Here is a 19,753-nt window from a genome sequence, read left to right as displayed (position 1 = left end):
GGGCGTCCCCAGTGACAGCTTTCGCAGCCCATGAAGGCCGCGCGGGTTGTCGCGCGGACGAGACAGGCCCGGAGGCAAGAAACCGATGACGATCCACACCCACGACGACGCGTATGAACCCGCCCATACCGCATCCCAGACCGCCCATGCGCTCGATGAGTTGCAGCTCTATGGCTACCGTCCCTTTGATGAGCCCGATCCCCGCCCGATGCCCGATGGGCAGCGCCTCGCAGTGGCCGTCGCCGACATCTTCGATGCCCTCGTCGCGACCCTGGAAGACACCCGCATGGAACCCGACCTCGAAGAGGTGCTCTGGGGCCAGGTCAACCTCTTCCACCGCGCGACGGCCCGGATCGAGCGGTCGCTCGATGAGAACGAGCAGGCGCAGCGCCGCCTCCAGCGCGAGCAGGACGGCTCCGAGGTAAAATCCGTCGAACTCGAGCGCCTGACGGCCGAAGGCCTGACGCTTATCGAACGGCGCAACTGCATGGACATGATGCGCGATCACGCCGCCACGGAGTTCGTCCATCACACGGGCTCGGCCTGGCGACCCCGTACTGGCTCGATGGTAAACCGCCAGCACATGACCGCGGCCCTGATCGACAGCCGCGACTTTTTGGCTGCCAAGCGCCGCGCCGAGACCGAGGTGATGCTGCCCGCAGGCCCCAAGGTCGCCCTCACCGGCGGGACCGATTTCAACGATCACTGCCTGATCTGGGGTAAGCTCGACCAGGTCCGGACCAAATATCCCGACATGGTCCTTCTGCACGGTGGTAGTCCGAAGGGCGCAGAGCTCATCGCCGCCAAATGGGCCGAGGCAAGGGGCGTGACGCAGGTTGCCTTCAAGCCCGATTGGAGCAAGCATGCCAAAGCCGCCCCCTTCAAACGCAACGACGCGATGCTCGATGTGCTGCCCGTGGGTGTTCTGGTGTTCCCAGGAACCGGTATCCAAGAGAACCTCGCCGACAAGGCCAAAAAGCTCGGCATCCCGGTCATGAAGTTCGAGAAGGGGGCGTGAGCCCCCTTTTCCCCTCGCGGGAAATCAAGGTGGCAGGGCATGCGTCCACTTGATATTATGGAAGAAAGCCTGCTGGATCCCGATATGTCTCACACTGTCGCTCAACTTGAGGTGTTCCCGACCGACCTGCAGATTCGGCGGATCGATCCAGCCTGCAACATGAGGCGGTTTTACCGCATGAGCATTCAGCCCGATCTCTTTGGGGGCGCCAGCCTGGTGCGCGAATGGGGCCGCATTTGCGCGCGCGGGCAGATGATGATTGAGCAGCATCCGGATGAAGGGCGCGCTGTCACTGCGCTTATGAAACTTGCCGCGATGAAGAAGCGGCGGGGTTATGCATGAAGCGGGGTTGCGCTTCGAAAAACCGGCAGACACAGGAAAACGGGGCGGAGATGGCACTCGACATCGATAAGGTTGATGATGCGGCTCTCGCGATCCTCAGCCTGACGCTGCATTACGGCGATCAGGTCTGGAAGGGAGTAGATTGGGCCATCACTGGCCGGCTCCATAACAAAGGTCTGATCGAGGATCCGAGGCGCAAGACGAAATCACTGACACTGACGCCCGAGGGCATTGAGCGCGCGCAGGCAGTACTGGAACGGGAATTCACAAAGGTAGAATGATCGGGGAGAGCAGTTCGAGCTGGCGGTGCGCCAATCGAGACGCAATATTGGACAAACGCGAACTTTTCCGTAGCTGCGGCATGACTCGACCCATGTGGGGGCAATGCGCAGGGAGCTGGCTTTGCAAAGTTGCGAACTGTGGTCGTCCTTCAAAGAACCCCCGGCCCGAAGCCGACCTTTGAAAGAGGTGAAGGTGCCGGGTCGCAGTACATTATACTTGACGTTCGTCTATATGACGCTGAACGATGTAGTCGGCAACTGAAGTTCGATATTTGGTTCCGTCCAATCACAAGCTTTCCCAGTGTAGGACCATTGCCATGATCAAGATGCGAGATTTGAATTCCGGATTTGCGTATCGATCTTCGTGGACCGGATACGCCAAGGGTCGAGGCCTCGATATCAGTAGTTCATCCTGATCAATGATTTCAGGCTGGGGTTTGCAGTTCCCGATGTCGCCCGGCGCCTTGGGTGAACCCTCTGAGCATTGTGATCAGCCAGATGAATTGGCACCAGAAGACCTTCAGGTGGCGCAGGATCATGCGGATGTTGTGACCGCAGCCGCAGAGGACCGCGAAAAGGGCATCACCTTCGGTTCCTTTGAGTGGGCATCGGGTCAGGCGGCCATCGGTTTTCATATGGCCGATCACCGGCTCGATGGCACTTCGTCGTCGCAGCAGTTTTGCGATCGTCCTGGTGACGCCGCGCCTCGCACCGCTGATGAAAACCTTTACAGTTTCGACGCCATGGCCCCGGTAGCCACGATCAACAAAGGCCATGTCTGGGCGCCGGTCGGTCAGGATCTCCACCTGTTCCAGCGCCTCGTGCAGGGTGTGTCCATCGTAAGGGTTGCCCGGCAGCGCGCGCATGCCGACGACGAAGCCGCCTTCGGTGGTCGTAGCGACGCTGACCTTCGTGCCGAATTCGTAGCGCTTGTGCGCCTTGCCTTTGGAGATGCAGTCCACGGCCGGTTCATGCAGGCTGTAGAGCTTCTTGCGATCCTTCGGCTTCTGCGCCAGCAGCCGGTTCACCAGCGCCGTCGTCTCCGCTACCCGCGCTTTCAGCGGTCCCTCAGCCACCGTGTCCATCTGCCGTTCGATGTCGCGCAGCACGCGGCCGGTATAGCCCTTGAGCTGACGCAGGGCCTTGCGCATCCGCTTGAACTGGCGGGCATGGGCATAGCGGCCGACCTGACCGGACAGCCGGGGGCCGAGGCGATTGTAGTTCTGACGCAGGTTGATATCAGCCGCGCGGGCCAGCCCGACCAGATTGCGCCGTGCGACTTCGTAAAGCCGGGCATCGGTGGGGTGCGCGATGTTCTTTTCCATCACCGTGGTATCGACAGTGATCTTCTTGAGGTGGTCATCCTGCACCGCTCCGGCGCGCTGTCCGGCCTTGATCGTCTCGGTCAGCAGCCACTCGACACCTTCCTCGCCGATCCGGTTGCGCCAACGCGTCATCGACGAGGGGTCGATTGGCAGGCGGTGCTGGAAAAACGTCTCCCCGCAGAAATGCTGCCAGTATGGGTTCTCAGCCCACCGCGCCACGACGGCTTCATCGGACAGTCGGAAGGCATGCTGGAGATAGAAGAGCCCAGCGACCCGGCGGGTCGGTGTGGCTGGGCGACCGACTGAGGACGGGAACAGCCCCGCCCACTCCCGCTCAAAGACCTCCCAGTCGATCAGGGTGGCGAGCTTCACCAGCTCGTGGCGCATGTCGATCATCTCGACCAGTCGTGCGCGCAGCAGATCATCCTGTTCCGGGGGAGGCTTTCTGGGCTTCATATCACAGCTCGAAATTGCAGGGTTCCGGCTGCAATAATACCGAATGCTGCATCCAAAACCTAAGGGAAATACCGCATTATCTCGCAAAAACAGTGGGATGGGCGTTGTTCAGGGTGAACTCAGTAACGCACCGGTACTGCACAGCGCACGAATTGATGCCAACCAAGTATACAGAGACCCTTTCAAGGGACCTCGGTACAGTTTTTCAAAAAAGTATGAACAGTTTATAGACGCCCTAAAAACGAGCGAGTACGCCATTGTCAGACATGGCGGGAAAACGGAAAATCAAGAGCTATTCGGTTCGGGCAAGCTGATTGCCGTTTATGAGCTTGTTTCCCACGAAATTGACGAAAGCGGTGGTGTCGAGATCCAGCTCGGCAAACGTGTCGCGTTTTGAACCGGGCTTTTTCGTCTTTGGTTCCAAGCGCCGCTACACTTTCTGGCGGGCCCTCTGACGCAGTAACGAACGGCCCTTACCGGCCATTTGGCGTTTCCGTGAGGAATGTCCGGTTCTGACTTGTCCATGGGAAAAGCGAGCTGTTCAGTTGCTGAGGTTCATCGGCGCAGAAAGGACACGCTATGGTCGGGGCAAATTGCTAAAGCTTGGAGTGCAAGCTTTCGATCTCTTGAGCCATATCTTCCGACAGCTCTTGGATGTCGCCTCTTGACGTTCCGCGATGCAATTCGACTCGCAGGGCCGTGACGTTTGCCTGGAAGCGGCGGGCAAGGCGATCCGGGTCAGCATTCGGCGGCAGCTCTCCCATCTGGCGGGCGGTTGTAAAGGCTCGGGCAAATTCTTCCCGCATTTGGTCGAGGTAGATCTGTGTCGCCTCGGCGATTTTCGGGTCCGTCGTTTTGGTATCAACAAGTGTCTTGGTAAGCATGCATGCTTGGCGAGAGGCGTCTTCTGGGGCGAGGTCGGCGTATGATCGAAAATGCCCGGCCAGCCCTGCAAGCGGGGAGGCAGCCCTTGCCATGTGATCGCGGAACCCCTGGCGGGATCGTTCAAAGTACCGCTGAAGCGCCAGAAGATAGAGGTTCTCTTTGCTCTCAAAGGCCGCATAGATGCTGCCCGGCTTCAGTTGCAGCGCGGCTTCCAGATCCTTCAGCGACGTCGCGTGATAGCCCTTGCGCCAGAACAGGGTCATGGCGGCCTCAAGGGCGGCGTCGCGGTCATAGCTGGCGGTGCGGGGCATGAATCAGTCCTTCATTTCAGCAAGTTGGTTCAGAATGCTGGTGTAGCATTCCACCCCTTGCGCGCCGGTGACAAGGTGCCGGCTGTCAAAGATCACGGCGGGCACGCCCTGAATTTCCTGTTTCTGCCAGAACGCCTCATGTGCGCGGACCTCATCGGCGTGACGCTGATCTTGCAGAACGGCCAACGCCTCGGCCCCGTCCAGCCCGTTTTCCCCCGCCACATCGGCCAGAACCGAGATGTCGGACAGGTTGCGCAGGTTGGTGAAATGCGCGGCGAAAAGCGCCTGTTTCAGATCATGCACCCGCCCCAGTTCGCGGGCCCAGTGCAGCAACTGGTGGGCATTGAAGGTATTGTGCATCCGCATGTCGTCGGCAAAACGGAAAGGGAAACCCAGTTCATTACCGATGGCGGTCATCTGGCGGCGGGATTGTTCGGACTGCTCGGGCGTGGTGCCGTATTTTTCGATGATATGCTCGCGCAGGTTCTGGCCCTCGGTCGGCATCTGCGGGTTCAATTCGAACGGATGCCAGTGGATTTCGTGGGCTGTTCCGGTCTCTTCCAATGCGCGGGCCAGCTGGCGAAACCCGATCACGCACCAAGGGCACATGACGTCAGAGACAATGTCGATACGCAGCGGTTCGCTCATGACGGTTTCCTTTGTTCCTGCCCAAGAACGTGGCGATCTCCGCAGAGCCAAAGGCGCAAGTCGTTGATGTCGAAGACCAACGAAAACAGGTTCGTGGCCAGTAGGATGGTCAGATAGGCATCATAGGTGCCCGTTGCCACCGGTCTGGCGAAGATCAAGATCAGCACCAGCGGCGTCCAGAAGAAGACATGCCCGCCCGAGACCCGTTTCGAAAACCCGCGATGCAGGATCAGGGTCGTGATGCTGGCCGCCATACCACCAAGGGCCAACAGGGCGATCAGGATGCCTTTGGGTTCGGACAGAAAGGCGATGCTGGCCATGTTGACGGGCCCCAGAAGGAGGCTCATCCAAAGGATAACCCAGATCGGCAGGGCCCGAAGCGAGCGCCAGATATCGGCAAACACGGATTGCGTAGTAGTAGTGCTCAATTTATGGATTCCTTCGAAGAAGGGGCAGCTGGATGCCAGCCGCCCCGAGAGGATCATTCAGCCGCGACAGCGGTATTCTTTTCCCAAGCGAACTTCTGGAACACTTTGTCGACCGGAGTCTGGGCGAAATGATTGGTGTAGTTCGACATCACCTTTTGCGACACGCCCAGGATCACTTCGAGAATGTTGCGGGTCTCAAAACCTGCGTCGAGGAAGGCTTGAGTATCCGCCTCGTCGACAAAGCCACGGTTGCGGACAACAAGCAGGGTGAAGTTACGAAGCGCTTCGAGCTTGGCGGTCGGCAGCGGGGACTCGTTGCGCAGGGCCTCGGTGATGGCGTCATCGACCTTCATCATCTTGGCGATGCCGGTATGGGCCGGGACACAGTAGTGGCAGTTCTGCTCGACGTTCACGGTCTGCCAGACCACGGTCTTTTCTTCATCCGTCAGGTTGGTGGCAAGGAACTGCTGGTGGGCATAATTATAGGCGGCCAGCAGCGGCGGGGCATCGGCCATGGTGCCATGTAGGCCGGGGATACGACCGTTGTTCTTCAACGAGGTTTCCAGCAGAGGCTTGCCGGCCTCGGGAGCGGTTTCAATGTTTTGGATAGTGAAGTCAGCCATGGTGTTTTCCTGAATGGAAGAGGGTTTCGGTAACGGAGATTTAGCATTTCTTGAGTGACCGCTCAATATTATTCTTGAGCGGTCACTCAAATGTGAGATTAGCTACGCAGAATGGCGATCAGGCGTGGCCGGATCAAAGTGGTCATGACCAGCGGCATGGCCAATCCGACCGGGAAGGAGGTGACAAGTGCGTTCCACCAGAGGCTGGCAAAGTATTGAGCGTCGCCGAATCCAGCCGTGGTTCCGGCGGTAATGCCGGCCATCAGGGATTGCATGACAAAAGCCATGAAGATCGCGAGGACGAGGTTCTGGCCCAGGTGCGATACTCTTGGTAGCGCGGACTCGATCACCCGCGCCAGCAGGCCCATCACGATCAGGGCAAAAGGCATAAGGACGAAGACGGCCTTCAAGAACGAGACACTCCAGTCGGCAAGGAAGGCGTTTCCAAACCCTGTGTTGGCCCATGTCATGACCCCCGTAAGGATCGCTACCACCGGCGCCATGACGGACAAGGCAATGGCGATTTTGGCCGAGACGGAACGCTTGGTTTGAGGTGCGTGGGTAAAAGTGCTGTCGGTCATTTCGGGTCTCGCTTGCTGATGAAAGGAAGGCCGGGCAAAGGCCCGACCAGTTTGGGAGGTGCCGGTTCTTTGTCGCGGTTGGCGCGTCAGGCCCAAGCTGCGACTGAGGTGGTGTTGCGACGGCGCAGCCAGGCGTTGACCAGAGCCAGCCCCAGCATGATCAGGGTGACAACCGGCGGCTTGGACTGGAACGGCAGCACCTCGGCCGGAACATTCGGGTGCAGGTGGACATAGACCGCGACCAGCATACTCACGACGATCACAAGGTTGGTCAGATAGAAGACCGCATCCGCAACCGGCCCGCGCAGGCGGCGCCCCAGAACGAAGAAGTCCAGCAGAACAAGGCCGACAGTGATTTCACCGGCCTTCCCCTGGAACGCCTTGGTGTCGAGCCGCACCGCATGGGCTCATCTCTTCAGGATGTCGCGGACTACGCTCTCGAACTGAACACCTGAAACAAAACCTCAAACCAAGGAGAATTCCATGCCCGTTATCCGCGTCGAGATGCCCGAAGGCACCGACTATGACACCAAAACTCGCATCCGCGAAGGTGTGAAACAAGCCGTGCTCGACACGCTTGCCCCCAAGGAAATCAAATACGATTACGTCGCCGTGCGTGAGGCATTCGGCATTCTCGGGGACGGCCTGCCGCTGGTCACGGTAGATCTGCGCCCTGGCCGGGACGCTGGTCGCAAGAAGGCGCTGACGGACGCCATTGCCGCCATTTTGCAAAAAGAGCTGAACTCAGACCCGACCGACCTATATGTACTCTTCGGGGAAAATCCCACCGAGAACCAGTATACCGGGGGAACCCCGTTGCCGGATTGGGTGCCGGCGGATCAGTAAACGATTTCACCGGAAGCGGTCATTGGTGCAGCTTGCAGCGGGTGACCGCTTCCCGCCGTGTTTTACATAAAACGCATTATCAGATTTTAGGTAAAACTCTGATATTAATAACAATATCGAGCAATCACGTAGCCAAATTTCAAACCATGTCGCGCGCGCGGCCTCGGGCATAATTGGCCGAACGCACCCTGCCCTAACAGATATCGAAAACTATGTGGCCTCAATGGTGCTCGCGTAGGCGCAGTGTGTTCGGGGGTTTCCGGCGCTCAGGTGATCTTCGAAACCGACCGGCCGCGCATGGGCCGCGCAGTTTTCTCGCTGGCCGGCCGGTCATTCAGCCGACAGCTTTTGATCATATCAACAACTGAGATATGTTGGTGCTGAGGGTACTCAGCGCAAGTTGCTTCTCGCCTGGCCATATCGCGCAGCGCTTTTGCCCTTAGACGATGGGAACGCGTATCAGGCTGCGTCGACCATCGGTTCGTATCGCACGTCAGTCATGGCTTCGTTCAGCCATGCAGGCTGCAGGTCGCCATTGTTCCACTGGTACAAGTAGCCCACCACCCTTTCGGATCTCTTGCAACGTATTCGCATGATGGCTTCACCTGTGAGGCGCTGTGAATGTGCGGAGTTCTTCGCACCTACTCTTCGCTGCTGGTTCGTCATTCCCATTTTCTATCTCCGGTTCTTGATGCGGGTCGTCAAAATTCGGCGGAGAACTGCTTGTTGTGGCGTTCTGTCCACCGGCAAGAGACAACTCTGGCGAGAGTCCGGTTGCGACCCTCAATCGATGGCGCTACATGCCGTCGACCAACCCTGAGATCACGGCCTGATACGAAGCCTCCCGAAACAAGCCGAAAAGCTTTCCAGTATGTCACTGATCAAGAACGGAAATTTTTTCTTCCGCCGGTAAGGTCCGAAGACGACTTCAAGGTGCTCTTCGCGCGCGTCGCTGCGGCCGGGGTAGGACGGCCTGTCGACAAAGATGGCTGCCCCCAAGGACCGTGGACCCCTGATCTGCTTGCCGCCGCGATTTCCGAGATCGAGGCCAATCGGGAAGGCATTGACCTCCGCACAGTGCAGCTCTGGTTCGAGGCCAACGACAAGGGCATCAGCGCCAACAACATCCGCTGGCTCTCCAGGGTGCTCGGCTGCAACGACCCTGAAGCCGCGAGCGCCTGGCAAGCCGAGTTGAGCGCCTCCCAGTCTCGCCTCACCGCCAAGCGACGCCAAAGCCGGCGTGGCGCAACCCGCGAAATGACAGCGAGCGGGGATGAGAAACATGAAGCTCCAGCATCGGAGGCGCCTAAAGCTGGCGACGCCGCGCGTGGTTTCGGCCTCGCTCGCGGTACCGAGGGACTTTTTTCTCGAGGATCACTCCTGAATCTCCCGGCCACGATTTTCGCAGGTGCGGTCATTCTTCAATTGGTGTCGTACTTTCTGTCGATCCACGACATCACTTATCTCCGCGAAGACGGAGTGGCCAAACAGGTCGGCCTGTTGTGGGCTCCCAATTGGACTGTCCTGTTCATCTTGTTGCTCCCCCTCTTCCTAGGGATCATCGCCGAACAAGTTACTGCATGGAAGAACGGTAACCGAGGTCGGCTCCTGTCCGCCATTGGCGACCGCAACCGCGACGGAGAATGGGCGGACAAGGTCGAGACCTTTTCTCATACATATTGGGTGGTCTTCTTGGTATGCATCGGCTTCGCCGGTGTGTTTCAGTGGGTCAGCGTGCGGCTTCTACCGTTGCTGAACGGAGGGGGAAACTACGCGATTGATTGGGGGTCCACGGCTCTTGCGTCGAAGGATCCGACAGAAATTCTGCAACAAGCGGCATTCACGGGCTTTGCCTATCTTTATATGAGTATCTGTTTCTACCTGCTCATCGCAGGTCTGATCCTGCTGGTGAGCTTGGTGGATGACTTCGTCCAGATCCGGACTGCTATAACGGATCATCAAAATGATCCGATACCAGATGGCGATGCCATTGGCTCGAGAATCCTGAAAGGCATCGCGCGTTGCACGATTGGCGGCCTGCTAATCGCAACCTGTATGAAGCTCCAAACCCTATATCTCGCTACATCTGCCCCGAATATCCTAGAATGGCTAGTTTCGGATGCGCGTGCGTTATTGCCGCGATCCGTGGACCCTGTCCAATGGGACAACGTCAGTTCTCCGACGAATTACACGAGCCTGCTCGTCGTGATTCTTGTGTGCGGTGTCTATCTTTATGGAAAAGTTAGGATCAGCACGTCAGGGTGCGTCGGAAATTCCACTGTGCGAACCACCTTGATCATTGTCTTTCAGGTGGCCGTGTACCTGCTGCTCGGCTCCATCCCCGGATTCTCGCTCCTGCTCGTGGCCAGCGTTGTTGTCGCCGTTCATGCCTTGGTCGACCCCGATTTCGGATTTCGCCGAAAGCCGGCACAAGGAGAAGGCTATGTACTATAGGTGGCTCGACCGGTGGGATGAACGCAGAACGCGGCGCAGTGATGACGTCAAGAAGGTCACGGATCTGGTTCTCGCACCCGAGTTTGCTTTCCCGGAAACGGAAGTCGTGACCGATATTGGTGCATTCTGCGAAACTGCCGAGCGGGCGGCGTCGGCGTCGGATGCTTTTTTCAGCCCACCAAGTGCTCTTCTCGATGTGATTTGGGATCGCGGGTTCTTGCGCTTCCCTTCGGACATTCTGACCGAGACTACTGAAAACAACTTGGTGCACGCGCAACTGACGCGCTCAAAGCGGCGCGACCACGCACTGTTGGTCTTCCACCACTGGAACGCGTCATCGCGCAACGCGCAGCTTTCCCGGTTCTTTTCCAGGCACGGAATTTCCGTGTTCGAGATGGCCCTGCCGTATCACCTTGAGCGCAGCCGCCCAGGTTCAACATATGCCGACCACATGCTCAGCCCGAACCTCGGCAGGACGATTCAGTCATTTCGGCAGGCGGTTGTCGATGGCCGACAGCTCATCCGGATTGTGCAACGCGCCGGGTACGAAAAGGTCTCTGTCCTGGGCGTAAGTCTGGGTTCTTGGGTGGCCGGACTCGTTGCAGCTCATGAACCCGCGGTAAAAAAGGCCAGTTTACTCCTGACTGCCGGAGACCTTGCCGAGATGGTTTGGACTGGTGGCGCGACACGACACATCCGGGCCAGTCTCGAAGGCAGGATCGAATTGTCCGACCTCCAGCGTGCTTGGGCACCGCTCGATCTGGAAAACCACGCGACCAAACTGGCCCGACCGGACCTAGATGTGCAGATCGTGCTCGCCAAGAGGGATCGGGTTGTACTGCCGGCCTTGTCAGAAAGGCTTGTTCGCCGGCTGGAAGGCGCTGATTCAATGCCGGATGTGAAACGGCTGAATTGCGGTCATTATTCGCTGACGCTGCCACCATACATCATCTTCACTGGCATGCGCGTTTCGCGGTTCTTGAACCGCTAATCTCCTTCAGGTGCCAAAAGTGAGAACTGCTTGGCAAGACCTGCGTGCCAGCCGGAGCGCTGCCTAGTAAATATTGTCATGGTTCGACGTCGTCCCCGGGCCCACGGCCGCACTGTGGCATGGCCCCGGTTCGCTCGCCGGGATCAAAGTCTTGTCTCAATTCGACGAGGATCGCGTCGATTTGCATCCAGACTAGGGGTTCCAGCTGGCCGCGGATCAGCGACCACTTGCTGCAGACATCGAGCGGATCCTCGGTGGCCATGATCGCGGTCAGGGCCTCAACGTCCACGGCCACGGTCGTGCGCATCCTCCAGGAAGATGGTTTCGCAGTCCGGTCGCTCTTCGGCGAAACAAACTCCGGTTCCAGCTGCCATTGCTTTGTCGCACGCCTCAGCGCGGCCCGGACGACATGGGCCGGATTGATACCACAGGCGTTCAGGTCAGCTGCCTGGCGCTCCAGAGCGGTCACCCGCACATCCACCTTCCGGGTCCGCACGGATTGAGGCTGCGCAACACCTGGCGAAGGATCAACGACATCTGGGACAGCTTCCGCATGGGGCGTCGGTGGCCGTTCGGGCGGCATCAGCTCTGACCCCTCGCCTGCAGGTGTCTGCCCGGTTCCTTCCAGGTCAGATCGGGCTTCCTCCCGTGGTTGCGGTTCGACAGGCGCTGAGACCTTCAGACCGGCGGCATAGCCGGGGTCCGGGCGCGTGATCGTGGGGATCTTCTTGCGCATCTCGTCAGGCCGCGAGGACATTGTTGAGAATGTCGGTCGCTTCCTCCAGGGCCTCGACCATGTGGCGGACATGGGGACGCATCAGCGGGTTGGGATCGGTCTGCTTCTGCAGCGCGATGGCATGCAAGAGCCCCTTCTCGTCCATTTCCTTGTAGGCGTTCCGGCGCAGCATCACGGTCTCGATGAGCGGGAACATCCCGATTGCACTCTCGATCAGCGCCGCATCCGCCTTGGTGGTCTTCGGGTCGACCATGTTCAGGACGACGTGGTGCCGGGGCAGCGCGGAGGCGTCGTCGACGCGCGCCGCGAGCTGCCGGAACCAATCCACTGTCTGGCCGCCGACGTCGAAATCCGAGGTCGAGAGCATGACCGGGGTGACGATGTGATCTGCGAGCACCGCGATCTCGTCTGACCATTCGGCCCCCACACCGGCGGTGTCGATGAATATGAAATCCGCCGTGCCGTCCAGGTAGACCTGTTCGATCATCCGGTCGACGTCGCCGACGTTCCCGGCGACCGACGAGCGCAGTTGCGGTGAACCATACCCCGCTCCTTCGGCACGCGCGTGCCAGGACGACAGCACGCCTGTGCTGTCGGTATCGATGAGCATCACCCGGCGTCCGGCTGCGACGGTCGCGCTGATCAGGGCACGGGAGAGCGTGGTCTTGCCACTCCCCCCTTTCCGGGCCATCGCGGCGATCACCACGAGGTTGTCGTTGGGCATCTGGCATCTCCAGCAAAAATGGTGAAACGTCGCAAAACGATTGCCACGTCGGTATCCCGACCAGTTGTGGAGGTCAAGCATTGCGCGGGCTGCGTTGAACGGGGGCCAGTTTGCGCGTCGCACTGTCCGGGGCGCGGAACGCATCCGGCGTCCGACATCCGACGAGAACCAGTGCGCATCCGGCATGCTGCGCTGCACATCCATCAGACAACGCGGCGCACTGGACGTGAGACGGGGGCCGGAACGCCGGACCGCATCCCGCAGAAGGCGGCACGCAGAAGACGGGATACGGGCCGCGGAACGCGGAAGACGGGGCGCGAAGCGCATCTCGCGGGCTGCAGGATGCAGCGCGCGGGATGCACTCCGCAGAAGACGTCAAATCGCCCCTGCAGGGCGATTTTCTACATTGAGTACAAGCCCTTATGGCCGACTCCACTTGCGTTGGGAGTCGGCGGGCTTGTACGAAGTTGGCAAGAAATAGGAACGTTAACTTCAAAATGCCCCGCCGTCGCAGACTTTCAGAGATCGAACGATCGACCATCGCCCAGGAGCGCCTGAACGGCATCTCCGCGGCGTCTCTGGCCGCGCGCTACGATGTCAGCCTGAAGACGATTTACAACGTGGTGAACCACTGGGATGAGCGTCAGACAGCAAACGGCAGCCGTTCGCGGGTTGTGGGGATCCGGGTCTCGGACGACGACCTGCGCCGGTTCGACGCGGCGCTGTCGCGGCGCGGGATCGCGCACCGCTCGGATGCCATGCGCCGCCTGATGCTGGCGGCCGAAGGTGTCTTCCTGCCCGACGACGAGATGTGCGACGAGTTGCGCAGCCTCGGCGCCGCGCTCAACCGGGTCGGCAACAACGTGAACCAGATCGCGCGACGTCTGAACGAGGCCAAGGTGCGGGGCGAGAGACTGTCCTACCCGGCCTCAAGTCACCGTGACGTCCGCGCCCTTGCAGGTCTGGTCTTCGACCTGGCTGACCAGGTCCAGGAGATGTCGCGTGCGCGGCGCAGCGTGTTGGATCTTGCGATCAGCTCTGCCCTGGCGGGCCTCGTCGCCGGGAGAGATGCGAATGGCGCGGAGTGACCGGGTCCGGGGCATCGACCCGGCGCTCTTTGACCGCGGCTGGAGCCGGGTTTCGGGATCCTGGCAGGGGCTTTCCAGGGGCGCGCAGATGGTCCGGGCCGCGCGCGGCTATTCGCCAGCGATCTTCAAGGCCATTTCCAAGGGGGGCTGCCACACCGGGGCGCAGCTACGGGCGCAGCTCACCTATCTCACGACGAAGTCGACCCATATCCTCGACAGCCGCGGCACCCATGACGGGAAGAAGCAGCTCTCGGAGGCGGAGATCAACCGTGTGGCGAGGCGCTTCGAGAACCAGTGGAACGAGCGCTACAGCCCCAAGCTTGGCCATACCTCGCATCTGCTGATGGCATTCCCGGTTGGAACCAGGGGTGAAGAGGTGCGCGATATCACCCAGGCGGTCTGCGAGAGGTTCTTTCAAGGTGAGGGGTCGCAATTCGACTACATTGCTGCAATACACCAAGATCGCGCACATCCACATGCGCATATCGTACTGAACCGCCGCAGCAAGGATGGCAAAATGTTCTTCCTCGGGAAGGATCACCACTTCAACTACGACGCCTTTCGCGAGGCGATGGTCGAGGCGGCCCGGGTTCATGGAATCCGCCTTGAGGCGACGCGTCGTCTGGATCGCGGCGTCACGACCTACGCCGCCGAGACCTCCGAAATCTACAAGGCCCGCGACGAGGGCCGTCCCCCTGTCGAGCGCCAGAGAACCGGTGCCGACCTGGCGGCTGCACTGGAAACCGTCCGGCACAACGCATTGATCTACCGCGGGCTCGCGGTGGAGGCGTCGAGATCGAATTTCGAAGACGTGACCGGGGCGCTCGAGAAGGCCAGCACCATCCTTGCCAGTGGCGGTCAGATTCAATCTGACGGAGCCATCTACATGTCCCAAGACGAAGCAGCGTTCGACACGCTGATCACCGAGTTTTCTCAGAACATTCGCCAGATCGAGGCGGCAATCGACAGGGCGCCGGCGGCCGAGAGGTCGGTGATCGAGCGCAAGCTGACCGACGTGCTGGCCTCGGTCGCGCATTTGAACCCGCTCGGGGATCGCTCCGCCGCCCTGATCGATGCGCCGTCCCGGGACGGCATCTATGCAAGGCAAAACGCCAGTGAATATCACCTCGCGCGCCTTGACGATGGAGAGGTGGCACCAAGACTGGCCGAGGCGTTGCAAGGCACGGGCATCGACGCCGGGGCTGTGGCCGCGCGCCTGCGGGAAGGGGCAGGCAATGCCGCACTGGAACGCCAGTGGCTGGCACAGGATCTGCAGGCGATTGCCAAGGAAGGGGGACTCGATCTGGAGAAACCTGCGGACCGGGAAGACGCGCTCGACCGGCTGGAAGCCGTTCATGTTCGGTTGGGCGATGTCCTGACCGATATACGCGTCCTGCGCGCGCCAACCGAGGTCGACGAGGTGGATGACGCCGAGGCAGTGCTCGGTGAGCGGTTGACGACACCTGGGGGTGATCTCGCGCAAGACGGGTCCGACATTTTTGCCCCATCGGAACGGCAGGCGTTCAGGGCGCTGGTGGCGCAGTTCCGCCGGACGGATTTCGATCATCCGTTCTCCGACGACTCGTCCGTGCGGCGGGCGGGCGCCGTGGAGGTGGAAGAGGCACGTGCCGCGTTCGACGCCTACGCGCAGAGATCGCCGCAGCATGCCGAACTGGCGTCGATGGCCTGGGAACAGATGACTAACAGTCGAATGCCGCCGCAATATGCGGTATCGGAGCAGGACCGCACGCTTCAAGCTGGCGACATGGACCTCGCCTTGCGGGATCCTGCGGATCATCTCGGTCCGATCACCGAAGAGCTCCGCACCCTCGCCCGCTATCGCACGGAGATGCCGGATGACGAATTCGGGCAGGCCGTTAGGGGCGAAATCAATCACCTACGTTCGCTCGGTGCGTCGCGTGCTTATATCAGCGAACGCAGTTTCGAGATCGAGGACCAGGCGCGACACGACTACGCCGAGCGCCGGTATCTGGAAGAGACCGCGCCAACCGTCATGGCCTTTGTGCGAAACGCCGACGTCGAGGGCCCGCTCTCCGAGTCAGAGCAGCAGGACATCGTCCGGCAGATAAACGAGCGACTAAGCCCCGACGCTATCGACGCGCTGCGGGCCGGTAACGCGGACGTCCTGGACACATTCACCGAGGATCCGCTGCGCCAGCTGGAACTCGCCAAGACCTATCTTCAAAGCAGCGAGGTCACCGCGCATGGCCCGGCCATGGAGCGCGTTCTCGATGCTCTGGCCGAAGAGCAGATCGAGGCGCAGCGCGCGCGCCACGCCGCGGCACATGGTGAGAAGGGGATCACCCATGGATAAAGGCAAGATTGCCCTCGGAGTGTTGAGCCTCGTGCTGGTCGGTCTCGCCATGGGCTATGTCGTGGCGACCGGCTTTGTCATGTTCCGCTATGGGCTTTCGCCCACGCGGTTCGACGTCACCCTGCTCGCCCGGGAATATCGTGGACGGTCCCAGTCCGCGCCGAAGGACTTCCTCTGGGTGAACCTCATCCTTGGCGGCTTCGGCCTGGCATCGCTGATGCTGAGCGTCACGCTTCTGGGGGATGCATTGACCCGCTTCGGGACGACGCATTGGCAGACCCGCGGTGAGATGAAGTGGAACGGTTTCTTTGCCAAGCCCGGTGGCGGCTTCCTTCTGGGCAAGCTCGGCTCCCCGAAGTCCAGGCACCCGTTCCTTGTCTCGAAGACCTTCCCGCACGCACTGATCGTGGCGCCCACGGGCCGGGGCAAGGGCGTGGGGTTCGTGATCCCGAACCTGCTCACCTACAAGGGCTCTGCCGTGGTGCTCGACGTGAAAGGCGAGAACTTCCGCGAGACCTCGCGCTTCCGCGCCAGCATGGGCGACAAGGTCTTCCGCTTCGCGCCGACCGACTGGGATCGTCCAACCCACCGCTACAATCCGCTCGCGCGCATCGCGGCCATGACCAATTCCGACCGGCAGCAGATGGAGCTGAAACTCACCGCCAAGCTCTTCCTGCAGACCGACAACGAAAAGCTGAGCGGCCTTCTCGCGGGCGGTATCGACCTGTTCGTGGCGGCCGGTCTTCTGGCCTTCGAGCGCGGCGTGCCGACCATCGGCGAGATCTACCGCATCACAGCCTCGGGCGGCAACAAGCAGAAGGAATACCTCAAGCGCTCGCAGGAGGTGAAGAACAAGTCGGCCAAGCTGATCTTCGAGCGCATGGCATCGACCAACAATGACACCCTGACCTCCTACCTCTCGCTTCTCATGACCTCGGGTCTCGACACCTGGGACAACCGCGCGATCGACGCGGCCACCGCGACATCCGATTTTTCCTTCCGGGATATCCGCCGCCGCCCGCATGCGATCTATCTTGTGGTCGAGTCCGAGATGATCCGCCCGCTGGCCCCGCTGATCCGCCTCTTCTTCTCGGACCTGATCGCCTCGCTGCAGGCGCAGGAGCCCCGTGAGGACGAGCCCTGGCCCGTGATGATCATGCTCGACGAGTTCGACCGGCTCGGAAAAATGCCGATCGTCGCCGAAAGCATCAAGACGCTGCGCTCCTTCGGCGGCAACCTCGCCGTCGTGACCCAGACGATCCCCGCGCTGGACGAGATCTACGGTGAGAACACCCGCAGGTCGCTTCAGGGCGGCGCCGGCGTAAAGCTCTACCTCACCCCGTCCGAGCAGAAGACCATCGAGGAGCTGAGCCAGGCCGTTGGCAAGACCACCAAGCGCGTGGTGACCCGCTCCCGCGCTGTTGGACGCAATCCGTTCGAAGGGCGCAGCGTCTCGGAGCGAACGGAGGATACCCCCCTCCTGACCGAGGATGAGGCCCGGCGCATGGATCTCGACGAGGTTATCCTTGTGATCGACGCGCAGATGCCAATCCGGACGCGGCGGATCAAATACTTCGAAGACCCGGCCCTGAAAGTGCTTCACGCAGGCCAGTCGGGGAGTTTCCCGTACCCAGATGAGGACGGGCTGCGGCGGGATCGGCAGATGTCCGAGACCCGGGAGACGGTGGAAAGGCTTAAGCAGGAACTGCAAGAGGTGCGGGCGGCAAATGTCGCTCGGGAAGCTAGCTCGAATGCGCCGGAAACGTCGAGCGCCATTTCTCGGCCGGGCTCCGGCACGCTGTCAAAGGTACGCGGCCGTTCGGCTCGTGCTGCTGCGGCTAGCGGGGGCCAAGGTAAGCTTTCGCTCGATGTCAAAGGACTGGGCATCAAGAATGCAGACCAAACGGCACTGGCCTCTGCCGTACAGACCACGCGCGCTATCATTGCGGAGCACGGCTAGGTGTTGGGTCAAGTAAGATAGCGGCCTTCGACCGGCCGTTTGAAAATTCCGCTTCACACGGCGCCGGATATTCTAAGGCCGCTAAGCCGCCCCTTCAAAGCTCCGCTGACACTATAGACAATTGCAGGTGGAAACTCGTCCGGTAGGGCATTCGCCGCTGCATCGAGGGCCTCAGAGGCGCGCGCCTCGACCTCTTCGATCAAGGCCACTGCGCGCTTCTGAGACAGGCCCGCGTGCATGGCGGTTTGCACAAAATGCCGGCCATGAATCTGGTCAAATCGATAGTGTCGGCTTTTCCCGACCGACATCGCCATTTTCATCTGTTTGCGCTCTATCTGGCGCGCGTCCAGCGCCCCTTGCGCCGTAACAATGTCGTAGAGCGGGGTCATGCGGTAGCTACCGCCGATGTTCAGAAAGACGCTGAAATTCTTTGCATGGGCATCCGTCGCCCCCATCAGCCAGAAGACGATCTGCGCTTTGAGAAAGACCTCCTGATCCTCGGTCGGCGTGTCGCTGCCCCTGAGCAGACCAAGAACGTCCACCATCCCCGGCCCGCCCTCGTTTTGGTATTTCAGCGTCGGCGGGACCGAGAGCGCTTGGCAGCAATCCTCCTGCGGCAAACGCAGCAAACGGCCATCCTTCGTCCAGCGACGATCAAAGCGTTCGATGAGCAAGGCCTTGGTTTCGCCGAAGGTCTCGATCACGGCTTTGTTCACCGGAAGTCCGAAGGCTTCGGTAAGTTTCAGGGAATAGAATTCGTTCTCGACACTGTCCGACAGGTCTATGCCGCCCGGTAGTTTGCCAATCTGCGTCTTGAACAGATGCGTCGTCGGTGTCGTACCATGCGGCTTGATCCATCGACCTTCATGCCACAGCAACGCTGTCTTTTCTTGCGCGCCTGCTATGGAAATCCGGAAAGCATCGTCAGTTGACAGGCCAAGTGGCGCCTGGCTCAATCCGTTCAGAAGCTTCTCGATTGCGGTTGCATCGACAGGTTCGCCCTCGATCTGGCCGGTCGCGTCCGGGGCATCGTCTTCGCCCGCGACGAACTGGAGCGCACCCACGCAGTCGTGCCCGATCTTGGTCAGCAAGCTGTAGGCATCTGTCCCGCGCGCACCGACCTTTTCGGCGACAAGGCGGCGGAGGTGATCTGAGTCCGGCAGCAGGTTTTCGAAGACGGCCATGACGGGTTCGCCCCGATAAGGCGTCTCGCGCAAGGGCAGCGACAAGGAGACCGGCATGGCATGGTCCCAGTCCAGCCAGTCTGTGTCGTAAGAAAACCCGATGGCCCCGCTTGCCTCCCTGTTCAGGGTGCCGACGCGGCGGTTGTTAATATAGACGCGCAAAGGCGCATAGGCCGGGCGCCGCCCCATCAGAAAATCTCTTCGATGTCGCTGGCATCACCCTTGGAGCGTGCGCCGATCCGGAATTCCAGATCGAGGGCGGAAAGGACGGCCAGGATGGTGTCCAGCTTTGCGGGCTTCTCGCCGCTCTCGATGGTTGAGATCGTTGCCTGCCGCAGGCCGGCTCGTTCGGCAAGTTGCTTCTGTGTCCAGTCGCGCCTCTTGCGGGCCCGCTGGATGAGAGTACCGATTTGCCTTGGTGTGCGGGCCAGATCGTTCATTAGACCTTGATACGCCAAAGCGGATAAACAGTCAATATGCGCCTCAGCGCATCAATCAAAATTAAACGCCTCAACGTATAAATCATTTTTATACGTT

The 19,753-nt window shown here is 60.4% G+C and carries 21 protein-coding genes; 10 read left to right on the top strand and 11 right to left on the bottom strand.

Translation table 11 applies throughout. The annotated features are described in order from the left end of the window. Positions 1-85 precede the first annotated feature (85 nt). The 3 genes from FOY53_RS18035 to FOY53_RS18025 all read left to right on the top strand — a co-directional run bounded on the left by FOY53_RS18035 (position 86) and on the right by FOY53_RS18025 (position 1,641). Positions 86-1,018, top strand: coding sequence for a DUF2493 domain-containing protein (locus tag FOY53_RS18035; RefSeq protein WP_146591457.1), 933 nt, complete (start codon positions 86-88; stop codon positions 1,016-1,018). Between the two features lie 84 nt (positions 1,019-1,102). After that, positions 1,103-1,360, top strand: coding sequence for a WGR domain-containing protein (locus tag FOY53_RS18030; RefSeq protein ID WP_146591493.1), 258 nt, complete (start codon positions 1,103-1,105; stop codon positions 1,358-1,360). A gap of 50 nt (positions 1,361-1,410) precedes the next feature. Continuing rightward, on the top strand, positions 1,411-1,641 hold the full coding sequence (locus FOY53_RS18025; protein ID WP_146591455.1) for a DUF6429 family protein: 231 nt from the start codon (positions 1,411-1,413) through the stop codon (positions 1,639-1,641). Positions 1,642-2,066: 425 nt separating this feature from the next. Here FOY53_RS18025 and FOY53_RS18020 read toward each other — a convergent pair whose 3' ends face one another. Beyond that, positions 2,067-3,422, bottom strand: coding sequence for an IS5 family transposase (locus FOY53_RS18020; protein ID WP_146591453.1), 1,356 nt, complete (start codon positions 3,420-3,422; stop codon positions 2,067-2,069). Positions 3,423-3,465: 43 nt separating this feature from the next. On the opposite strand from FOY53_RS18020, the gene FOY53_RS18015 reads away from it, so the two are divergent. Then, complete coding sequence (locus FOY53_RS18015) at positions 3,466-3,819, top strand: hypothetical protein (RefSeq protein WP_246107457.1); 354 nt, start codon at positions 3,466-3,468, stop codon at positions 3,817-3,819. 199 nt (positions 3,820-4,018) lie between these two features. Here FOY53_RS18015 and FOY53_RS18010 read toward each other — a convergent pair whose 3' ends face one another. The 6 genes from FOY53_RS18010 to FOY53_RS17985 form a co-directional block, all read right to left on the bottom strand. Continuing rightward, the gene (locus FOY53_RS18010) at positions 4,019-4,618 is read right to left on the bottom strand and encodes a TetR/AcrR family transcriptional regulator (protein WP_146591451.1); all 600 of its coding nucleotides are present in this window, start codon (positions 4,616-4,618) and stop codon (positions 4,019-4,021) included. A gap of 3 nt (positions 4,619-4,621) precedes the next feature. After that, positions 4,622-5,266 (bottom strand): DsbA family oxidoreductase, encoded by a 645-nt coding sequence (locus FOY53_RS18005; RefSeq protein ID WP_146591450.1) that lies wholly within the window; start codon positions 5,264-5,266, stop codon positions 4,622-4,624. Continuing rightward, complete coding sequence (locus FOY53_RS18000) at positions 5,263-5,694, bottom strand: hypothetical protein (protein WP_146591448.1); 432 nt, start codon at positions 5,692-5,694, stop codon at positions 5,263-5,265. Before FOY53_RS18000 ends, FOY53_RS18005 begins: the two co-directional genes overlap by 4 nt. A 53-nt stretch (positions 5,695-5,747) precedes the next feature. Further along, positions 5,748-6,317, bottom strand: a complete 570-nt coding sequence (locus FOY53_RS17995; protein WP_146591447.1) for a carboxymuconolactone decarboxylase family protein — start codon at positions 6,315-6,317, stop codon at positions 5,748-5,750. A 98-nt stretch (positions 6,318-6,415) separates the two neighbouring features. Further along, the gene (locus FOY53_RS17990) at positions 6,416-6,898 is read right to left on the bottom strand and encodes a DUF2798 domain-containing protein (RefSeq protein WP_146591444.1); all 483 of its coding nucleotides are present in this window, start codon (positions 6,896-6,898) and stop codon (positions 6,416-6,418) included. Between the two features lie 86 nt (positions 6,899-6,984). Next, the gene (locus FOY53_RS17985) at positions 6,985-7,296 is read right to left on the bottom strand and encodes a hypothetical protein (protein WP_146591442.1); all 312 of its coding nucleotides are present in this window, start codon (positions 7,294-7,296) and stop codon (positions 6,985-6,987) included. 85 nt (positions 7,297-7,381) lie between these two features. Here FOY53_RS17985 and FOY53_RS17980 point away from each other — a divergent pair, with 85 nt between their 5' ends. The 3 genes from FOY53_RS17980 (at position 7,382) to FOY53_RS17965 (ending at position 11,189) form a co-directional block, all read left to right on the top strand. Beyond that, positions 7,382-7,744: a tautomerase family protein gene (locus FOY53_RS17980; RefSeq protein ID WP_146591440.1), complete on the top strand. Its 363-nt coding sequence runs from the start codon at positions 7,382-7,384 to the stop codon at positions 7,742-7,744. Between the two features lie 621 nt (positions 7,745-8,365). Then, entirely contained in the window at positions 8,366-10,198 is a 1,833-nt protein-coding gene (locus tag FOY53_RS17970; protein ID WP_369333837.1) for an RcgA family putative transporter, read from the top strand. Beyond that, positions 10,188-11,189 (top strand): RcgR family putative quorum lactone hydrolase, encoded by a 1,002-nt coding sequence (locus FOY53_RS17965; RefSeq protein WP_146591436.1) that lies wholly within the window; start codon positions 10,188-10,190, stop codon positions 11,187-11,189. The genes FOY53_RS17970 and FOY53_RS17965 overlap by 11 nt, the downstream gene beginning before the upstream one ends. 76 nt (positions 11,190-11,265) lie before the next feature. On the opposite strand, the gene FOY53_RS17960 is transcribed toward FOY53_RS17965, so the two are convergent. Both FOY53_RS17960 and FOY53_RS17955 read right to left on the bottom strand, forming a co-directional pair. Next, on the bottom strand, positions 11,266-11,925 hold the full coding sequence (locus tag FOY53_RS17960) for a hypothetical protein (protein WP_186766655.1): 660 nt from the start codon (positions 11,923-11,925) through the stop codon (positions 11,266-11,268). Positions 11,926-11,929: 4 nt separating this feature from the next. Further along, on the bottom strand, positions 11,930-12,649 hold the full coding sequence (locus FOY53_RS17955; protein WP_146591434.1) for a ParA family protein: 720 nt from the start codon (positions 12,647-12,649) through the stop codon (positions 11,930-11,932). Between the two features lie 497 nt (positions 12,650-13,146). Here FOY53_RS17955 and mobC point away from each other — a divergent pair, with 497 nt between their 5' ends. The 3 genes from mobC to FOY53_RS17940 are packed head-to-tail and all read left to right on the top strand — an operon-like array spanning position 13,147 to position 18,032. Then, positions 13,147-13,737, top strand: coding sequence for a plasmid mobilization relaxosome protein MobC (gene mobC / locus FOY53_RS17950; RefSeq protein WP_146591432.1), 591 nt, complete (start codon positions 13,147-13,149; stop codon positions 13,735-13,737). After that, a complete protein-coding gene (locus FOY53_RS17945; protein ID WP_146591430.1) occupies positions 13,724-16,072 on the top strand; it encodes a relaxase/mobilization nuclease domain-containing protein in 2,349 nt (782 codons plus the stop codon). The genes mobC and FOY53_RS17945 overlap by 14 nt, the downstream gene beginning before the upstream one ends. Continuing rightward, positions 16,065-18,032 (top strand): type IV secretory system conjugative DNA transfer family protein, encoded by a 1,968-nt coding sequence (locus FOY53_RS17940; RefSeq protein WP_146591428.1) that lies wholly within the window; start codon positions 16,065-16,067, stop codon positions 18,030-18,032. Before FOY53_RS17945 ends, FOY53_RS17940 begins: the two co-directional genes overlap by 8 nt. Before the next feature lie 53 nt (positions 18,033-18,085). Here the strand turns inward: FOY53_RS17940 and FOY53_RS17935 are convergent, their stop codons facing one another. Together FOY53_RS17935 and FOY53_RS17930 are read right to left on the bottom strand one after the other, a co-directional pair. Beyond that, the gene (locus FOY53_RS17935) at positions 18,086-19,405 is read right to left on the bottom strand and encodes a type II toxin-antitoxin system HipA family toxin (protein WP_146591426.1); all 1,320 of its coding nucleotides are present in this window, start codon (positions 19,403-19,405) and stop codon (positions 18,086-18,088) included. Next, complete coding sequence (locus tag FOY53_RS17930) at positions 19,405-19,656, bottom strand: helix-turn-helix domain-containing protein (protein ID WP_146591424.1); 252 nt, start codon at positions 19,654-19,656, stop codon at positions 19,405-19,407. Before FOY53_RS17930 ends, FOY53_RS17935 begins: the two co-directional genes overlap by 1 nt. Between the last annotated feature and the right edge of the window lie 97 nt (positions 19,657-19,753).

The organism is Puniceibacterium confluentis (genome assembly GCF_007923445.1).
Lineage (GTDB): Bacteria > Pseudomonadota > Alphaproteobacteria > Rhodobacterales > Rhodobacteraceae > Puniceibacterium > Puniceibacterium confluentis.
Note: the sequence above shows the minus strand (reverse complement) of the source record. Positions and strands in the feature narration are given on the sequence as shown.

Excerpts from the sequence above, each read along its gene's own strand:
- FOY53_RS18035 (WP_146591457.1), top strand. The coding sequence starts at position 86 with ATGACGATCCACACCCACGACGACGCGTATGAACCCGCCCATACCGCA.
- FOY53_RS18030 (WP_146591493.1), top strand. The coding sequence starts at position 1,103 with ATGTCTCACACTGTCGCTCAACTTGAGGTGTTCCCGACCGACCTGCAG.
- FOY53_RS18025 (WP_146591455.1), top strand. The coding sequence starts at position 1,411 with ATGGCACTCGACATCGATAAGGTTGATGATGCGGCTCTCGCGATCCTC.
- FOY53_RS18020 (WP_146591453.1), bottom strand. The coding sequence starts at position 3,422 with ATGAAGCCCAGAAAGCCTCCCCCGGAACAGGATGATCTGCTGCGCGCA.
- FOY53_RS18015 (WP_246107457.1), top strand. The coding sequence starts at position 3,466 with ATGCTGCATCCAAAACCTAAGGGAAATACCGCATTATCTCGCAAAAAC.
- FOY53_RS18010 (WP_146591451.1), bottom strand. The coding sequence starts at position 4,618 with ATGCCCCGCACCGCCAGCTATGACCGCGACGCCGCCCTTGAGGCCGCC.
- FOY53_RS18005 (WP_146591450.1), bottom strand. The coding sequence starts at position 5,266 with ATGAGCGAACCGCTGCGTATCGACATTGTCTCTGACGTCATGTGCCCT.
- FOY53_RS17995 (WP_146591447.1), bottom strand. The coding sequence starts at position 6,317 with ATGGCTGACTTCACTATCCAAAACATTGAAACCGCTCCCGAGGCCGGC.
- FOY53_RS17990 (WP_146591444.1), bottom strand. The coding sequence starts at position 6,898 with ATGACCGACAGCACTTTTACCCACGCACCTCAAACCAAGCGTTCCGTC.
- FOY53_RS17980 (WP_146591440.1), top strand. The coding sequence starts at position 7,382 with ATGCCCGTTATCCGCGTCGAGATGCCCGAAGGCACCGACTATGACACC.
- FOY53_RS17970 (WP_369333837.1), top strand. The coding sequence starts at position 8,366 with ATGTGCGGAGTTCTTCGCACCTACTCTTCGCTGCTGGTTCGTCATTCC.
- FOY53_RS17965 (WP_146591436.1), top strand. The coding sequence starts at position 10,188 with ATGTACTATAGGTGGCTCGACCGGTGGGATGAACGCAGAACGCGGCGC.
- FOY53_RS17960 (WP_186766655.1), bottom strand. The coding sequence starts at position 11,925 with ATGCGCAAGAAGATCCCCACGATCACGCGCCCGGACCCCGGCTATGCC.
- FOY53_RS17955 (WP_146591434.1), bottom strand. The coding sequence starts at position 12,649 with ATGCCCAACGACAACCTCGTGGTGATCGCCGCGATGGCCCGGAAAGGG.
- mobC (WP_146591432.1), top strand. The coding sequence starts at position 13,147 with ATGCCCCGCCGTCGCAGACTTTCAGAGATCGAACGATCGACCATCGCC.
- FOY53_RS17945 (WP_146591430.1), top strand. The coding sequence starts at position 13,724 with ATGGCGCGGAGTGACCGGGTCCGGGGCATCGACCCGGCGCTCTTTGAC.
- FOY53_RS17940 (WP_146591428.1), top strand. The coding sequence starts at position 16,065 with ATGGATAAAGGCAAGATTGCCCTCGGAGTGTTGAGCCTCGTGCTGGTC.
- FOY53_RS17935 (WP_146591426.1), bottom strand. The coding sequence starts at position 19,405 with ATGGGGCGGCGCCCGGCCTATGCGCCTTTGCGCGTCTATATTAACAAC.
- FOY53_RS17930 (WP_146591424.1), bottom strand. The coding sequence starts at position 19,656 with ATGAACGATCTGGCCCGCACACCAAGGCAAATCGGTACTCTCATCCAG.